15 protein-coding genes are annotated in these 14454 nt (G+C 67.7%); 11 read left to right on the forward strand and 4 right to left on the reverse strand.

The window, feature by feature from the left end:
• Positions 1-12 precede the first annotated feature (12 nt).
• Positions 13-1593 carry a cation:proton antiporter gene (locus BME24068_RS06775; protein WP_174925541.1) on the reverse strand — a complete coding sequence of 527 codons (1581 nt, stop codon included), beginning with the start codon at positions 1591-1593 and terminating at the stop codon, positions 13-15.
• A gap of 25 nt (positions 1594-1618) precedes the next feature.
• On the reverse strand, positions 1619-1879 hold the full coding sequence (locus BME24068_RS06780) for a XapX domain-containing protein (RefSeq protein WP_096506912.1): 261 nt from the start codon (positions 1877-1879) through the stop codon (positions 1619-1621).
• Between the two features lie 275 nt (positions 1880-2154).
• On the opposite strand from BME24068_RS06780, the gene BME24068_RS06785 reads away from it, so the two are divergent.
• A complete protein-coding gene (locus BME24068_RS06785; RefSeq protein WP_096506911.1) occupies positions 2155-2841 on the forward strand; it encodes a hydrolase in 687 nt (228 codons plus the stop codon).
• A gap of 56 nt (positions 2842-2897) precedes the next feature.
• Here BME24068_RS06785 and BME24068_RS06790 read toward each other — a convergent pair whose 3' ends face one another.
• Positions 2898-3821 (reverse strand): LysR family transcriptional regulator, encoded by a 924-nt coding sequence (locus BME24068_RS06790; RefSeq protein WP_174925542.1) that lies wholly within the window; start codon positions 3819-3821, stop codon positions 2898-2900.
• A 102-nt stretch (positions 3822-3923) separates the two neighbouring features.
• On the opposite strand from BME24068_RS06790, the gene BME24068_RS06795 reads away from it, so the two are divergent.
• The 7 genes from BME24068_RS06795 to BME24068_RS35480 are packed head-to-tail and all read left to right on the forward strand — an operon-like array spanning position 3924 to position 10122.
• Positions 3924-4091, forward strand: coding sequence for a DUF1427 family protein (locus BME24068_RS06795; RefSeq protein WP_174925543.1), 168 nt, complete (start codon positions 3924-3926; stop codon positions 4089-4091).
• 18 nt (positions 4092-4109) lie between these two features.
• Positions 4110-5999 (forward strand): amidohydrolase, encoded by a 1890-nt coding sequence (locus tag BME24068_RS06800; RefSeq protein ID WP_174925544.1) that lies wholly within the window; start codon positions 4110-4112, stop codon positions 5997-5999.
• A 1-nt stretch (position 6000) separates the two neighbouring features.
• On the forward strand, positions 6001-6453 hold the full coding sequence (locus tag BME24068_RS06805) for a DoxX family protein (RefSeq protein WP_096506907.1): 453 nt from the start codon (positions 6001-6003) through the stop codon (positions 6451-6453).
• Positions 6454-6479: 26 nt separating this feature from the next.
• Positions 6480-7397: a VOC family protein gene (locus tag BME24068_RS06810; RefSeq protein WP_096506906.1), complete on the forward strand. Its 918-nt coding sequence runs from the start codon at positions 6480-6482 to the stop codon at positions 7395-7397.
• Positions 7394-8089, forward strand: coding sequence for a YoaK family protein (locus BME24068_RS06815; protein WP_174925545.1), 696 nt, complete (start codon positions 7394-7396; stop codon positions 8087-8089). Before BME24068_RS06810 ends, BME24068_RS06815 begins: the two co-directional genes overlap by 4 nt.
• Positions 8086-9570 (forward strand): alginate export family protein, encoded by a 1485-nt coding sequence (locus BME24068_RS06820; RefSeq protein ID WP_174925546.1) that lies wholly within the window; start codon positions 8086-8088, stop codon positions 9568-9570. Before BME24068_RS06815 ends, BME24068_RS06820 begins: the two co-directional genes overlap by 4 nt.
• A gap of 54 nt (positions 9571-9624) precedes the next feature.
• A complete protein-coding gene (locus BME24068_RS35480) occupies positions 9625-10122 on the forward strand; it encodes a DUF3331 domain-containing protein (RefSeq protein WP_096506903.1) in 498 nt (165 codons plus the stop codon).
• Between the two features lie 125 nt (positions 10123-10247).
• On the opposite strand, the gene BME24068_RS06830 is transcribed toward BME24068_RS35480, so the two are convergent.
• A complete protein-coding gene (locus BME24068_RS06830) occupies positions 10248-11849 on the reverse strand; it encodes an acid phosphatase (RefSeq protein ID WP_338138562.1) in 1602 nt (533 codons plus the stop codon).
• A 207-nt stretch (positions 11850-12056) separates the two neighbouring features.
• Here BME24068_RS06830 and BME24068_RS06835 point away from each other — a divergent pair, with 207 nt between their 5' ends.
• The 3 genes from BME24068_RS06835 to BME24068_RS06845 all read left to right on the forward strand — a co-directional run bounded on the left by BME24068_RS06835 (position 12057) and on the right by BME24068_RS06845 (position 14447).
• Positions 12057-13442 (forward strand): cytochrome-c peroxidase, encoded by a 1386-nt coding sequence (locus BME24068_RS06835; RefSeq protein ID WP_174925548.1) that lies wholly within the window; start codon positions 12057-12059, stop codon positions 13440-13442.
• Between the two features lie 127 nt (positions 13443-13569).
• On the forward strand, positions 13570-13956 hold the full coding sequence (locus BME24068_RS06840; protein ID WP_174925549.1) for a hypothetical protein: 387 nt from the start codon (positions 13570-13572) through the stop codon (positions 13954-13956).
• 11 nt (positions 13957-13967) lie between these two features.
• Complete coding sequence (locus BME24068_RS06845) at positions 13968-14447, forward strand: NUDIX hydrolase (RefSeq protein WP_096506899.1); 480 nt, start codon at positions 13968-13970, stop codon at positions 14445-14447.
• Positions 14448-14454: the final 7 nt, after the last annotated feature.

The following is a 14454-nucleotide window of genomic DNA, read 5'->3' on the forward strand; positions in this document are numbered from 1 at the left end:
TCAGGCCAGACGTTACGGTTCGAGCAGGCGCTGCAGCCGCAGTTCCTCGAAGTCCAGTTCGGATTCTATGCGGTGCAGCACCGTATCGTCGACCCGGCCGTCGCGATGCAGCGCGAGCAGCGCATCGCGCGACACGCCGACCAGTTCGAGCTCCATGCGCAGCATCCGCGCGCGCACGTCCGCCGGTTCGGCGCCGTCGCGGTGCGCGCGCTCGTTGAACGCGACGCGGCCGCGGTATTCGGTCTGCAGCCGGTCGAGCGATGCGCGTTCGAGGCCGGCGCCGCGCTGCTCGCGTGCGTCGAGCTCGGCGAGCGCCGCGCCGAACGTGTGCGCGCGCACCGCATGCTCGGACATCGTATGCCGCGCGGCCGGCTGCAGCTTCAGCACGCGGATCAGCGGCGCGAGCGTGCCGCCCTGCACGACGAGCGTCGCGATGATCAGCAGGAACGTGCTGAACAGGATCAGGTCACGGCCGGGGAAGTTGCCCGGCAGCGCGATCGCGGCGGCGAGGCTCACCACGCCGCGCATGCCGGACCAGCCGAGCACGACCGCCTCGCGCCACGACCACGACGGACGGCCCGCACGCGCCGCGCGCAGGCGGCCCGGCAGCCACATCGCGACGAACACCCACACGACGCGCGCGGCGATCGCGGCGGCGGTGGCCGGCAGCGCCACCCGCAGCCCGTCCATCAGCACCGCGCCTTCGTGGTTCACGCGCGCGAGGATCGCGTGCAGCGCGAGGCCGATCAGGATGAACACGAGCGCGTCGAGCACGAACACGATCGCTTCCCACGTCGCCTTCGCCTTGATCCGCATGTCGGCGCCGAACACGCGATGCTGGCGCACGCCGAGCACGAGCCCGCAGGTGACGACCGACAGCACGCCCGAGCCGTGCACGGCTTCCGCGATCCCGTAGCTGCCCCACGCCATCGCGAAGGTCACGACGATGCCGAGCATCGGCTCGCGCAGGCGCTGCAGCACCCAGCACATCGCATGGCCGCACGCGAGGCCGACGACGATGCCGATCAGCGTGAGCGAGAAGAACAGGCCGGTGGCGCCGGCCGTCGTGATCGTGACCGCGAGCGCGGCCGACACGGCCATCTGATAGAGCAGCAGACCCGACGCATCGTTGACGAGGCTTTCGCCTTCGAGCACCGCGACGAGCCGCGCGGGCAGCGGATGACGTTTCAGGATCGCCTCCGCGGCGACCGCATCGGGCGGCGACACGATCGCGCCGAGCGTGAAGCAGGCGGCCCACGGCAGCGCGGGATTCGCCGCATGCGCGGCGAGCGCGACCGCGACGGTCGTGAATGCCACCGCGCCGAGCGCGAGCGATGCGATCGACGCGAGCTCGTGCCGGAATTCCTTCCATGCCGTGTAGAAGCCGCTCGACATCAGCAGCGGCGGAAGCACGGCCGCGAGCAGCAGCGCCGGGTCCATGTCCGGCACGCGCTTGCCGGCGACGGCCACCACGCAGCCGCCGAGCAGCAGCACGACGGCCGGCGGAATCGAGATCCGCTCGGCGAGCCACGTGAGCGCACCCGCGCCGCAGATCAACAGCAGCAGGTAATGGAACAGCTCGACATTGCTCATGCGCGGCGGATCGCGACGCGCCGCATCACGACGGTTTGCGCTCGTTCGTGCTGCCGCCCGGCAGCGGGCCGAACATATGCTGGCTGCACTTCGCCTCGCGCCATGCGGTATTCAGCCGGTGCCCCTTGAGCATGCGCCGCGCCACGGGCAGGATCTGTTCGCCGGCCAGCATGCCGAGCAGGCCGGTGAGCGCGATGATCGGCGGCGCGGGCGAATTCACGCCGATCGCGCCGTAGATGACGCCGGCGAGGATGCCGGCGAGCAGCGAAAAGACATACGGTTTCATGGTCGAGCGCCTCGTGATGGCCGGGCGGCACCGCAACGGCGCCGTCAGAGTCTTGAAAGACTATCGGGTTTGCGTGAAGAAAAAAAGAGCGGACAGCCCCGAACGGACGTCGTTTTAGGAATTGCATCGATTCCATTTCTTGGGTGTTCGCGCCGCGCATTTACGGATTAAATATTTCGAGCCGGATGACGATCCGGCGCGACGTACCTCCGGCTCCTCCCGTTTTCACGGTCGAGGCAGGCCCCCTTTTTTTCGTTCACAGGACTCGATGCGCCATGAGCAATCCGAAGCTTGAAGTACTTACTCCGCAGAACAGCCAGCTGATCTTCATCGACCAGCAGCCGCAGATGGCATTCGGCGTGCAGTCGATCGATCGCCAGACGCTGAAGAACAACGTCGTCGGTCTCGCGAAAGCCGCGAAGGCGTTCAACATCCCGACCACGATCACGACGGTCGAGTCCGAGAGTTTCTCGGGTTATAGCTATCCGGAACTGCTCGACGTGTTCCCGAACCAGAAGACGCTCGAACGCACGTCGATGAACTCGTGGGACGACCAGAAGGTGCGCGACGCGCTGGCCGCGAACGGCCGCAAGAAGGTGGTTGTGTCGGGGCTGTGGACCGAGGTCTGCAATACGACGTTCGCACTGTGCGCGATGCTTGAAGGCGATTACGAGATTTACATGGTCGCCGACGCGTCGGGCGGCACGTCGAAGGACGCGCACGATTTCGCGATGCAGCGCATGGTCCAGGCCGGCGCGGTACCCGTTACGTGGCAGCAGGTCCTGCTCGAATGGCAGCGCGACTGGGCGCGCCGCGATACGTACGACGCGGTGATGGCGATCGCGAAGGAACATTCGGGCGCGTACGGGATGGGTGTCGACTACGCGTACACGATGGTCCACAAGGCCGCGCAGCGTACCGCGACGCCGCACGAGTCGATCGCGGCCGTTCCGGCGAAGTAACGACCGATCCGATCGATGCCCGCGGCGGCCTGCGGAATCCACCGGCCGCCGCCCGCTCAGGTCGCGGGCAGGGCCCACGGCGCATGCGCGAAATGTTCGGCGAGGAAATCGAGCAGCACCGTCACGCGCGCGGCGCGCAGCATGCCGGGCGGTGTGACGAGGTTGACGTTGATGTCGGCGATCTTCCAGTCGCACATCACTTCCTCGAGCTCGCCGCGCTGCAGCTCGTCCCACACCAGGAACTCGGGCTGCAGCGCGAGGCCGTGACCGGCGACCAGCGCGGGGCCGATCACGTCGGCGTTGTTGGTGCGGATGCGTCCTTGCACGTTCACGCCGAAGTCCTCGCCCGAGGCCGGGTGGCGAAAGCGCCAGTGTTCGGGCGTCGGCAGGTTCGTGTAGGTGAGGCACACGTGCTGCTCGATGTCGCGCGGATGTGTGGGCCGGCCGTGCCGGTCGAGGTACGCGGGCGATGCGACGAGCGGACGGCGCACCGCGCACAGCCTGCGCGAGCGCAGCGACGAATCGCTGAGCTCGGCGATGCGGATCGCGACGTCGAAGCCGCCGGACACGATGTCGACGATGTGATCGGTCAGCACGAGGTCGATGTCGACGCGTGGATAGCGTTCGAGAAACGCGGGCAGCAGCGGCGACAGATGGCGCAGCCCGAACGACATCGGCGCGTTCACGCGCACGAGGCCGTGCGGTTCGAGTGCTTGCGCGGTTGCTTCGCTCTCGATCAGCTCGGCATCGGCGAGCAGGCGGATCGCGCGGTCGCGCAGCAGTTCGCCGGTCGGCGTGAGCGAGATCTTGCGCGACGTGCGGTACAGCAGCATCGCGCCGAGGCGCTTTTCGAGGCGCGCGATCGCCTTCGACACGGTCGGTTGCGATATGCCGAGCAGTTCCGCGGTTTTCGCGAACGAGCCCGTCTCCGCGACGCGCGCAAAGATGGCCCAGGCTTCGAGGTCAGGAAGGGTTTGCATGGTCGGACAGCGTGACAGGAATGCGAAGTGAATGCGGCGGCAGCGAATCGAGCGGCCGTTGCGATGCGGATCATTCTAATCCGGCCGGGAGGAAAAATCGTTATGGAATCTTATCTATTGTCGCTGGCCGCCGGCGTGCTGATCGGCGTCGTGTACAGCGTGATCAAGGTGCGCTCTCCTGCGCCGCCGCTGATCGCGCTGATCGGCCTCGCCGGCATGTTGATCGGCGTACAGGCCATCGGCCCCGTCCGTCACTGGCTCGGCTTCTGACTACATCGAGGACATACCATGAGCGCAACCGATACTCAACCGGATCTCATCCTGCACAACGGGCGCATCACGACGCTCGACCGTGCGAACCCCGTCGCGACTGCCGTCGCGATCAAGGACGGCCGCTTCGTCGCGGTCGGCAGCAACACGGACATCATGCCGCTCGCCGGCCGTGCGACGAAGGTGGTCGATCTCGGCGGGCGCCCGGTGCTGCCGGGCCTGATCGACAACCACACGCACGTGATTCGCGGCGGGCTGAACTACAACCTCGAGCTGCGCTGGGACGGCGTGCGCTCGCTCGCCGTCGCGATGGAGATGCTCAAGCAGCAGGTCGCGATCACGCCGGCGCCGCAATGGGTGCGCGTGGTCGGCGGCTTCACCGAGCATCAGTTCGTGGAGAAGCGCCTGCCGACGATCGACGAACTCAATGCGGTCGCGCCCGATACGCCGGTGTTCATCCTGCACCTGTATGACCGTGCGCTGCTGAACGCGGCCGCGCTGCGCGTCGTCGGCTATACGAAGGACACGCCGGAGCCGCCGGGCGGCACGATCCTGCGCGACGAAGCGGGCAACCCGACGGGCCTGCTGCTCGCGAACCCGAACGCGTCGATCCTCTATGCGACGCTCGCGAAGGGGCCGAAGCTGCCGTTCGACTATCAGTACAACTCGACGCGTCACTTCATGCGCGAGCTGAACCGGCTCGGCGTGACCGGCGTGATCGACGCGGGCGGCGGCTCGCAGAATTATCCCGACGATTACGAAGTCATCCGCAAGCTGCACGATGCGGGCGAGATGACGGTGCGCATCGCGTACAACCTGTTCACGCAGAAGCCGAACGCGGAGAAGGAAGACTTCGTGAACTGGACGAAGAGCGTCAAGTATCACGACGGCACCGACTATTTCCGCAACAACGGCGCGGGCGAGATGCTGGTGTTTTCCGCGGCCGATTTCGAGGACTTCCGCGTCGCGCGTCCGGATCTGCCCGCGCAGATGGAAGACGATCTCGAAGGCGTCGTGCGCGTGCTCGCGCAGAACCGCTGGCCGTGGCGCATGCATGCCACCTACGACGAAACGATCAGCCGCGCGCTGGACGTGTTCGAGAAGGTGAACCGCGATATTCCGCTCGACGGGCTGAACTGGTTCTTCGATCATGCGGAAACGATCTCGGAGAAGTCGATGGACCGGATCGCGGCGCTCGGCGGCGGCGTTGCGGTGCAGCATCGGATGGCGTACCAGGGCGAGTACTTCGTCGAGCGCTACGGCGCGCAGGCGGCGGAAGCGACGCCGCCTGTCGCGAAGATGCTCGGCAAGGGGCTCAAGGTTTCGGCCGGCACCGACGCGACCCGCGTCGCGTCGTACAACCCGTGGGTGTCGCTCGCATGGCTCGTGACGGGCAAGACGGTCGGCGGGATGCGCATATATCCGCAGCGCAACCTGCTCGATCGCGAAACCGCGTTGCGCATGTGGACCGAGTACGTGACGTGGTTCTCGAACGAGGAAGGCAAGAAAGGGCGTATCGCGGTCGGGCAGCTCGCCGACCTGGTCGTCCCGGATCGCGATTTCTTCACATGTGCGGAGGACGATATCGTCGACACGACTGCATTGCTGACGATCGTGGGCGGCCGGATCGTGTGGGGCGCCGGGCCGTTTTCGTCGCACGACGCGCCGATTCCGCCCGCGATGCCGGACTGGTCGCCGGTGCGCGCATACGGCGGTTACGGCGGCTGGGGCGCGACGCAACGCGACGGCGCACCGCTGCAACGGGCCGCCGCCGCCGCGATGTGCGGCTGCGCGAGCGCGTGCAACGTGCACGGCCATGCACACGCGGGCGCGTGGGGCCGCGCGTTGCCGACCTCGGACGCGAAGGGCTTCTGGGGTGCGTTCGGCTGTTCGTGCTGGGCGGTCTGACATGACGACGCGCACCGTCTACGGCAACCCGGCATGGGTCCGTGCGCTGCTGTCGCAGCCATGGGCCTTGCCGCTCGCGCGTCTCGCGCTGGTGTCCGCCTTTCTGATCGGCGGCATTGCGAAGGCGCTCGATTTCGACGGTGCGGTCGCGGAGCAGGCGCACTTCGGCCTGCATCCGGCCGCGCTGTGGGCGGTGCTCGCGATCGCGGTCGAGATCGGCGGTTCGCTTTGCATAGTGTTTCGCCGCTTCACGTGGCTCGGCGCCGGCAGCCTCGGCATGCTGACGCTCGTCGCGATGGTCGTGGCAAACGATTTCTGGAATCGCTCGGGCGCCGAACATTTCATGGCGCTCAACAGCTTTTTCGAGCATCTCGGGCTGATCGCGGCACTCGTGCTGGCGACCGTGCTCGACGATGCGCAGTACGCGGCCGACGACGGCCGCTCCATTCGATGACGATGCAACAACCAGGGAATCCCGTGATGAAATCCATTCGTTCAGTGCTGCTTGCCGCGATGATCGCGGGCGGCCTCGCCGTCGCGCCGGTAGCCTTCGCGAAGACGCCGGTCGGGAAGGCCGTCGCGACGCCCGCGATCGCGGTCGGCCCGCAGTACGACACGACGCACGTGTGCGTCGCGCCGGAAGATTTCGACCGCTTCACCGACAGCTTCGTCGCGACCTTCGGCGGCAAGAAGTCGAAGCAGGGCGTGTTCCAGGTCACGCCGACGCCGAGCCAGACGATGTCGCAGCTCGTGCTCACGCCGGTCGGCACGGTGTCGGTGTTCGGCTTCAAGACGCCGATTCCGTATCCGTTCTGCTCGGAGCGCACCGGCTACCTCGTCACCGATCTCGACGTCGCGATGAAGTCGGCGCGTGCGCACGGCGCGGACGTGGTCGTCGATACGTTCCCCGATCCGATCGGCCGCGACGCGATCATCCGCTGGCCGGGCGGCGTGAACATGCAGCTCTACTGGCATACGCAGGCGCCGAACTACGACGCGCTGCAGACGGTGCCGGAGAACCGCGTGTACGTGTCGCCGGAACGCGCGGACGTGCTGGTGCGCGACTTCGTCGCGTTCTCGCACGGCAAGGTCGTGTCGGACGTGCGCAAGGCGCCCGGCGTCGAAATCGGCCGGCCCGACGATACGTATCGCCGCATCCGCGTCGAGTCGGGCTTCGGCAAGCTGACGGTGCTCGTGACCGACGGCCATCTGCCTTACCCGTTCGGCCGCGAGATGACGGGCTACGAAGTGACCGATCTTGCCGCGACGCTGAAGCAGGCCGAAGCCGCGGGCGTGACCGTGCTCGTGCCGCCGTTCGCATCGGACGGCCGCGAAGCGGCGCTCGTGCAGTTTCCGGGCGGCTACGTCGCCGAGATCCACGCGAGCGCGGCACGATGAAGCATGAGGACACGATCCTTGCCGCGGTGGCCGGCTTCGTCGACACGCTGAGCTTCGTCGCGCTGTTCGGGCTGTTCACCGCGCACGTGACGGGCAACTTCGTGTTGATCGGCGCGGGCATCGCGGGGTTCGGCCAGGGCGTCGTGCTGAAGCTGAGCGTGTTTCCGGCGTTCGTGTGCGGCGTGATCGCGAGCAGCCTGATCGCGCGCTCGATGGCCGCGCGGCCGGCGTGGCAGGGCACGCGCGCGCTGCACGCGGTGCAGGCCGTGCTGCTGCTCGGCTTCTGCGCGGCCGGCGTGTGGGCGTCGCCCGTCACGCAGCCCGACAGTCTGCCGGCGCTCGTGGCCGGCATCGTCGGCACGTTCGCGATGGGCGTGCAGAACGCGCACCCGCGCGTGATCCCGCGTGCCGGCGTGCCGAACACCGTGATGACCGGCAACGTGACGCAGGCGATCCTCGACGTCGTCGACATGCTGTCGGGCAGCACGGCCGACAGCGCGCGTGCGGCGGCGCGGGCGCGCTTCGGCAAGATGCTGCCGGCGATCGTCGCGTTCGCGCTCGGCGCGGCAGGTGGTGCGCTCGGGTTTCGTCAGGTCGGATTTTGGGCGCTGCTCGTGCCCGTCGGCGCGCTCGCGATGCTCGCGGCGTGCGCGGCGCAAGCGGCCGGCACCGTCAAGCAGGAGCATGCATGATCCCGGTGACACAGGGGAGATACCGCAACCGCCGCACCGATCGGGCCGCGCGCCTGTCGATCGTCGCGGGGCTGCTGTTCGCGGGCGCCGATGCGGCGTTCGCACAAGCAACGTCCACGTCGACATCGACATCAACACCCGTGGCCGACGGCAAGGCTTCGGCCTGCACCGCCAAGCGGCCGGCCGTGCTGTTCAACCGCTGGCAGGAAGACTGGTCGGTGCTCGCGAATCCGTGCGTGCCGCGCCAGCCGCTCGACGGGCTGAAATACATTCCGCTCGGCAACGATCCGGCATCCTATCTGTCGCTCGGCGTGAACCTGCGCGAGCGGCTGGAGACCAACAACGCGCAGCTGTTCGGGATCGGCTCCGCGCAATCGGATACGTACCTGATCCAGCGCGTCGAAGTGCATGCCGATGCGCATCTCGGCCAGCACTGGCAGTTCTTCGCGCAGTTGCAGGATGCGCGTGCGTACGGCAAGAACGTGGTGTCGCCGGTCGACCAGAACCCGCTCGATCTCGAGCAGGCGTTCGCGACCTACACGGGCGCGCTCGGCGGCGGCGTGTTCAAGCTCCGCGTCGGCCGGCAGGAGATGGCGTTCGACTTGCAGCGCTTCATTGCCACGCGCGACGGTCCGAACGTGCGGCAGGCGTTCGATGCGGTCTGGGCCGCCTACGAATACGGGAAGTGGCGCTTCATCGGCTACGCGACGCAGCCGGTGCAGAACCGCAACGCGTCCGATTTCGACGACGTGTCGAATCGCGATCTCACGTTCAGCGGCGTGCGCTTCGAGCGGCAGTCGGTCGGGCCCGGCGACCTGTCCGGCTACTGGTCGCGCTACAACCGTACCAATTCGCGTTACCTCGATGCGAGCGGCCCCGAACGTCGCGACGTGTGGGACCTGCGCTACAGCGGCACGCAAGGGCGCTTCGACTGGGATGTCGAAACGATGCTGCAGTCCGGCACCGTCGGCAACAGCACGATCGGCGCGTGGGCCGTCGGTTCGATCGCGGGCTACAAGCTCGATGCGCCGTGGTCGCCGCGCATCGCGCTGCAGGTCGACGCGGCGTCGGGCGACCGGCACCCGGGCGACGGCCGCGTCGGCACGTTCAACCCGCTGTTCCCGAACGGCTATTACTTCACGCTCGCCGGCTATACGAGCTACGCGAACCTGATTCACGTGAAGCCGTCCGTGACGCTGAAACCGTCGGCGAACCTGTCGCTGCTCGGCGCGCTGGGCTTCCAGTGGCGCGAGACGACCGGGGACGCCGTCTATCAGCAGCCGAGCATACCGGTGCCGGGCACGGCGGGCAAGGGCAGCCGGTGGACGGGCATGTACGTGCAGTTGCGCGCGGACTGGACGATCGCCGCGAACCTGATCGGATCGATCGAGGCCGTGCATTTCCAGGTTGGCAACACGATCCGGCAGGCGGGCGGGCACAACGCCGACTATGCGGGCGTCGAGCTGAAGTATGGGTGGTAGCGTGCGTGCCGCGGCGCGTGCGGCGTCGAATGCGTGCACGATGCAGGGTGTCGAATGAATGCGCGCGTGCAGGTGCTCGCTTATTCGGACGAGGTGCTGATCGTGCGCTGGCTGGCGTCGGGCGGCGCGGAACAGCGCTGGACGCCCGGGCGGGCATGCCGCTCGGGCCGTTGCGCGCTGTCCGGCGAGAAGATCGTGTGCGGCGACGCCGTCTTCAGCCCGCGCGGGCATGCACCGGCCGATCCGAATGCGATGATCCTGGCCGCGGCGCTCGGCAGTCCGCAAGCGTCGGCGGGGCGGCCGCAGGTGCAGGTGCTCGAGCGCTCGGCGCAGTTGCTGGTCGTGCGCTGGGTCGAACCGGGGCGTGCGCACTTCGGCGAGCAGCACTGGAAGCCCGGGCGCGCACGGCATGCGGGTGTCTGCGCGCTGACGGGCGCGCGGATTGCGTGCGGGGATGACGTGTTCCGCCCGACCGGACGGCCGGTGCCGCCGAATTCCCGCGCGATGATTCTGGCCATCGCGCTCGATGACGCCGACTTCGCGCAGGCATGAGCGAGGAGCGGGCATGACGCCGGACCTGCCGGAGCGAGGCGCGCCGGCAGAACGAACAAAGGGCGGCCGAAGCCGCCCTTCGTCATGCGCGGCCGGCATCGCGCCGGCCGTTCCTGGTCGTACCGTTACAGGTTCGGCGACAGCGTGAGCGCGTTCGTCAGGTCGCCCATCGGCTGCGCGCCGTTCGCCTTCAGCGCGTCGTCGCGCTGCTGCAGGCCCGTGAGGCGCGGCAGCGAGAAGCGGCGCGTGATGAAGCGCAGGATCGACGCCGTGTCGTATTGCGTGTGGTCGACGAAACCCTTCTTCGCGTACGGCGACACGATCAGCGCCGGGATCCGCGTGCCCGGGCCCCAGCGATCGCCCTTCGGCGGCGACACGTGATCCCAGAAGCCGCCGTTTTCGTCGTACGTGACGACCACGACCATGTTCTTCCACTGCGGGCTTGCCTGCAGGTGCGCGATCACGTTCGCGATGTGCTGGTCGCCGCTCGACACGTCCGTGTAGCCCGCGTGTTCGTTCAGGTTGCCCTGCGGCTTGTAGAACGACACTTGCGGCAGCGTGCCCGCGTCGATCGCCTTGATGAACTCGCTGCCGTCGGTGCCGCCGTCGAGCAAGTGTTGCGCGCGGCTCGTGCTGCCCGGCGCCTGGTTCGCGTAGTAGTTGAACGGCTGGTGGTGCGGCTGGAAGTTCGGCGCCGTCATGTTCGGGCCGTAGATCACGTCCGCCGTGCCGCTTTGCGCCGCCTGCAGCGCCTGGTTCCATGCGCCGCCGTACCATGCCCACGACACGCCGGCATTGGTCATCAGGTCGCCGATGTTCTGCTGCGTCTGCGCCGGCAGCGTCGTCGCGGCCGACGGGTCGGCGAGGTTCGGGTCGCCGCCCGATGCGGCCTTGTTGCCGCTCGGCTGATACGGCGGCTGCATCGTGTTGATCGCGTAGAAGTCGGGCGTCAGGTTGCCCGAGTTCACGAACTTCGGAATGCCGTCGAGCGCGGACGCCGGTGAATTGCTCGCGATCTGCAGCGACTTGCCGTCTGCCGCGACGGCCGAGATCGAGCCGGATGCCGGGCTCTTGTCGGCGTTCGCGTAGAACGGCGCGCACGCGCAGATCAGGTACTGGTGGTTCAGGAACGAGCCGCCGAACGCGCCCATGAAGAAGTTGTCGGCGAGCGTGTATTGCTGCGCGATCTTCCACAGCGGCAGCTTCGTCGCGTCGGGCGTGTAGTGGCCCATCACGAGGCCGCCGGAGTCGGCCCATGCGGCGAACATGTCGTTCTTGCCGCCGTTGATCTGCATCTGGTTCTCGTAGAAGCGGTGATACAGGTCGCGCGTCGTCACGCTCATCGACGTGTTGAACCCGTTCGGGTCGTCGATCGCGAACGGCGCGTTCGGCAGGTTGGCCGTCATCGCTTCGGTCACGGCGGGCGTCACGCCCTTCGCGGTCAGGCCGCCCCAGACTTTCGGCAGCGTCGCGAGCGGCTGGCCGTTGCGGTCCTTCTGCTGCGCGCTGGCCGCCGTCACGTTCTGCAGGCCGTTCGCGCCCGGGAAGTTACCGTACAGGTTGTCGAAGCTGCGGTTTTCCGCATAGATCACGACGACGTTCTTCACCGTCGACAGACCTTGCGGCTGCACGTCGTCGCCGCCGCAGGCGGTGAGGGCGGCCGCCGCGGCAACGGCGATCGGCGTAAAGCGAATCCAGGCGTGGTTTTTCATGCGTTGTACTCTCATCTCTCTTGTCGCGTGGGGGACCGGAGCATCGGTTTGCGGCCGGTTCTCGAAGATGACCGTCGCGTGTCCGGCTGTCAGTATTTTGAGGGTGCGATTTGACAGGCAAGTGTAGGCGTCCTTTCGATTGGCTGTCGGTGGGGCGTCATGGAGCGGTCATGCGGCTGACATAAACTCCGGCCGCTCATGAACCCACTTTCCTCCGAATCGATGAAGCCTCGCCAACCGGCAGCCGGCGCATTTGCGCGCTCGCGGCTGCATCTGACCAGCGCATTCGCGCTGGCTACCGCGCTTGCAACGCTTGCCGGCTGTGACGCGCAGCCGGGTGCCGGCACGCCGTCCGCACAGGTTGCGAGCGCATCCAGTGCATCGGGTGCCGTACAACCGGTTGCGTCCGCAACGATTGCCGCGAGCGGCCCGGTGGTCGCCGCGAACCAGCCGCAGACCCGCGCGCAAGTTTACGAAGGCGTGCGCCGGATGACGGCGCTCGGCAAGCAACTTTTCTTTGACCCTACACTGTCAGGTTCCGGCAAGCTTGCGTGCGCGTCGTGCCACAGCCCCGAGCACGCGTTCGGGCCGCCGAATGCGCTGGCGGTGCAGCTGGGCGGCGACGACATGAAGCGTCCGGGCTTTCGCGCGGTGCCGTCGCTCAAGTACCTGCAGGGCGTGCCGCAATTCACCGAGCACTTCCACGACTCCGACGACGAAGGCGACGAGAGCGTCGACGCCGGCCCGACCGGCGGCCTCACGTGGGACGGCCGTGTCGACACGGGCGCCGAGCAGGCGCGCATTCCGCTCACGTCGCCGTTCGAGATGAACAGCACGCCCGCGAAGGTCGCGCAGGCCGTGAAGGCCGCGCCGTATGCGGACGAGTTTCGCGCGGTGTTCGGCGTGAAGGTGCTCGACGACGACGCGGGCACGTTCAAGGCCGTGCTGCGCGCGCTCGAGACGTTCGAGCAGACGCCCGAGCTGTTCTCGCCCTATACGAGCAAGTACGACGCGTACCTCGCGGGCCGTGCGCCGCTCACGCCGGCCGAATTGCACGGGCTGCAGCTTTTCAACGACGAGAAGAAGGGCAATTGCGCGAGCTGCCACATCAGCCAGCGCGCGCTCGACGGCACGCCGCCGCAGTTCAGCGATTTCGGCCTGATCGCGATCGCGGTGCCGCGCAACCGCGCGCTGCCGGTCAATCGCGATCCGCGCTTCCACGATCTCGGCGCATGCGGCCCCGAGCGCACCGACCTGAAGGGCCGCGACGAATTCTGCGGGCTGTTCCGCACGCCGTCGCTGCGCAACGTCGCGTTGCGCAAGACGTTCTTCCACAACGGCGTGTACCACTCGCTCGAGGACGTGATGCGCTTCTACGTCGAGCGCGACATCCATCCGGAGAAGTTCTATCCGGTGGTGCACGGCAAGGTGCAGATCTACGACGACCTGCCGAAGCGCTACTGGCCGAACATCAACCGCGAGCCGCCGTTCGACCGCAAGCGCGGCGACGCACCGGCGCTGAACGCGGCCGAGATCAAGGACGTGATCGCGTTCCTGAACACGCTGACTGACGGATATCAGCCGGCGGCGACGTCGGCGGCGCACTAGAACACGGCCTTTGCGGCACGCATGCTATGCTCGCTCGCTGACAGGCGTGGCGCGTGCCGGAGGGCCGGCTCCCGGTTCGCCGGCCGCGTGCCGCGCCGTTCGATCGAACATCCAAGGAGAACAACACATGTCGATGCGTGCATCCGTTTCCGTCGTTACGCGCGTGCTGGCCGGCGCCGCGTTTGCAGCCGCGATGCTGCCCGCCCATGCGCAAAGCAACCTGGGCTTCCTGAACGACACGCCGCTGACCTACTTCAGCAAGACCGACCGTGCGTCGCTGACCCAGGCTGTCGCGCAGGTGCGCGACGAGGGCAAGGACGGCGAGACCACGACGTGGCAGAGCAGCGGTCGCGGCACGCAGATCGATGCCAGGCTCACGCCGTCGACGTCCGAGAGCGACGGCAAGACCTGCCGCGAGATCGCCACCGAAATCACCGCGAAGGGCCAGACGATGACGCTCAAGCCGGTCTTCTGCAAGACCGGCGCGGGCAAGTGGCAGTTGCAGAAGCGCTGAGCGCGCGTGCCATGAAGCGTAGCGGTGCGCCGCGCACGCCGCGTACGGTATCGTGCGGCGTCGTGATTCTCGATGCGGCCGGACGCGTGTTCCTCGCGCATGCGACGGACACGACGCACTGGGACATTCCGAAGGGGCAGGGCGAGCCCGGCGAGACGCCGGTCGACGCCGCGCTGCGGGAGCTGCGCGAGGAAACCGGCATCGAATTCGCGCCCGCGCGGCTGCGCGATCTCGGCCGCTTCGCCTATCGTCACGACAAGGATCTGCACCTGTTCGCGGTGCAGGTCGCGGATGACGAGATCGACCCTGCGCACTGCACGTGCACGTCGCTGTTTCCGAGCCGCCGCGACGGCTCGCTGATTCCGGAGATGGACGCGTATCGCTGGACCGTGCCGGGCGACGTCGACGCGTATGCGAGCCGCAGCCTCGCGCGGCTGTTTCGTACGACGTTGTCGCTCGCGGAATTGCATCGGCAGTTGACCGGCGCGTGAGCGCGGG

Source organism: Burkholderia anthina, from assembly GCF_902498995.1.
Lineage (GTDB): Bacteria > Pseudomonadota > Gammaproteobacteria > Burkholderiales > Burkholderiaceae > Burkholderia > Burkholderia anthina.

What these genes read in the sequence shown, in the direction of transcription:
- BME24068_RS06800 (WP_174925544.1), top strand. Translation starts at nt 4,110, where the DNA reads ATGAGCGCAACCGATACTCAACCGGATCTCATCCTGCACAACGGGCGC.
- BME24068_RS06785 (WP_096506911.1), top strand. Translation starts at nt 2,155, where the DNA reads ATGAGCAATCCGAAGCTTGAAGTACTTACTCCGCAGAACAGCCAGCTG.
- BME24068_RS06775 (WP_174925541.1), bottom strand. Translation starts at nt 1,593, where the DNA reads ATGAGCAATGTCGAGCTGTTCCATTACCTGCTGCTGTTGATCTGCGGC.
- BME24068_RS06810 (WP_096506906.1), top strand. Translation starts at nt 6,480, where the DNA reads ATGAAATCCATTCGTTCAGTGCTGCTTGCCGCGATGATCGCGGGCGGC.
- BME24068_RS06830 (WP_338138562.1), bottom strand. Translation starts at nt 11,849, where the DNA reads ATGAGAGTACAACGCATGAAAAACCACGCCTGGATTCGCTTTACGCCG.
- BME24068_RS06820 (WP_174925546.1), top strand. Translation starts at nt 8,086, where the DNA reads ATGATCCCGGTGACACAGGGGAGATACCGCAACCGCCGCACCGATCGG.
- BME24068_RS06840 (WP_174925549.1), top strand. Translation starts at nt 13,570, where the DNA reads ATGTCGATGCGTGCATCCGTTTCCGTCGTTACGCGCGTGCTGGCCGGC.
- BME24068_RS06790 (WP_174925542.1), bottom strand. Translation starts at nt 3,821, where the DNA reads ATGCAAACCCTTCCTGACCTCGAAGCCTGGGCCATCTTTGCGCGCGTC.
- BME24068_RS06835 (WP_174925548.1), top strand. Translation starts at nt 12,057, where the DNA reads ATGAAGCCTCGCCAACCGGCAGCCGGCGCATTTGCGCGCTCGCGGCTG.
- BME24068_RS06845 (WP_096506899.1), top strand. Translation starts at nt 13,968, where the DNA reads ATGAAGCGTAGCGGTGCGCCGCGCACGCCGCGTACGGTATCGTGCGGC.
- BME24068_RS06780 (WP_096506912.1), bottom strand. Translation starts at nt 1,879, where the DNA reads ATGAAACCGTATGTCTTTTCGCTGCTCGCCGGCATCCTCGCCGGCGTC.
- BME24068_RS06815 (WP_174925545.1), top strand. Translation starts at nt 7,394, where the DNA reads ATGAAGCATGAGGACACGATCCTTGCCGCGGTGGCCGGCTTCGTCGAC.
- BME24068_RS06805 (WP_096506907.1), top strand. Translation starts at nt 6,001, where the DNA reads ATGACGACGCGCACCGTCTACGGCAACCCGGCATGGGTCCGTGCGCTG.
- BME24068_RS35480 (WP_096506903.1), top strand. Translation starts at nt 9,625, where the DNA reads ATGAATGCGCGCGTGCAGGTGCTCGCTTATTCGGACGAGGTGCTGATC.
- BME24068_RS06795 (WP_174925543.1), top strand. Translation starts at nt 3,924, where the DNA reads ATGGAATCTTATCTATTGTCGCTGGCCGCCGGCGTGCTGATCGGCGTC.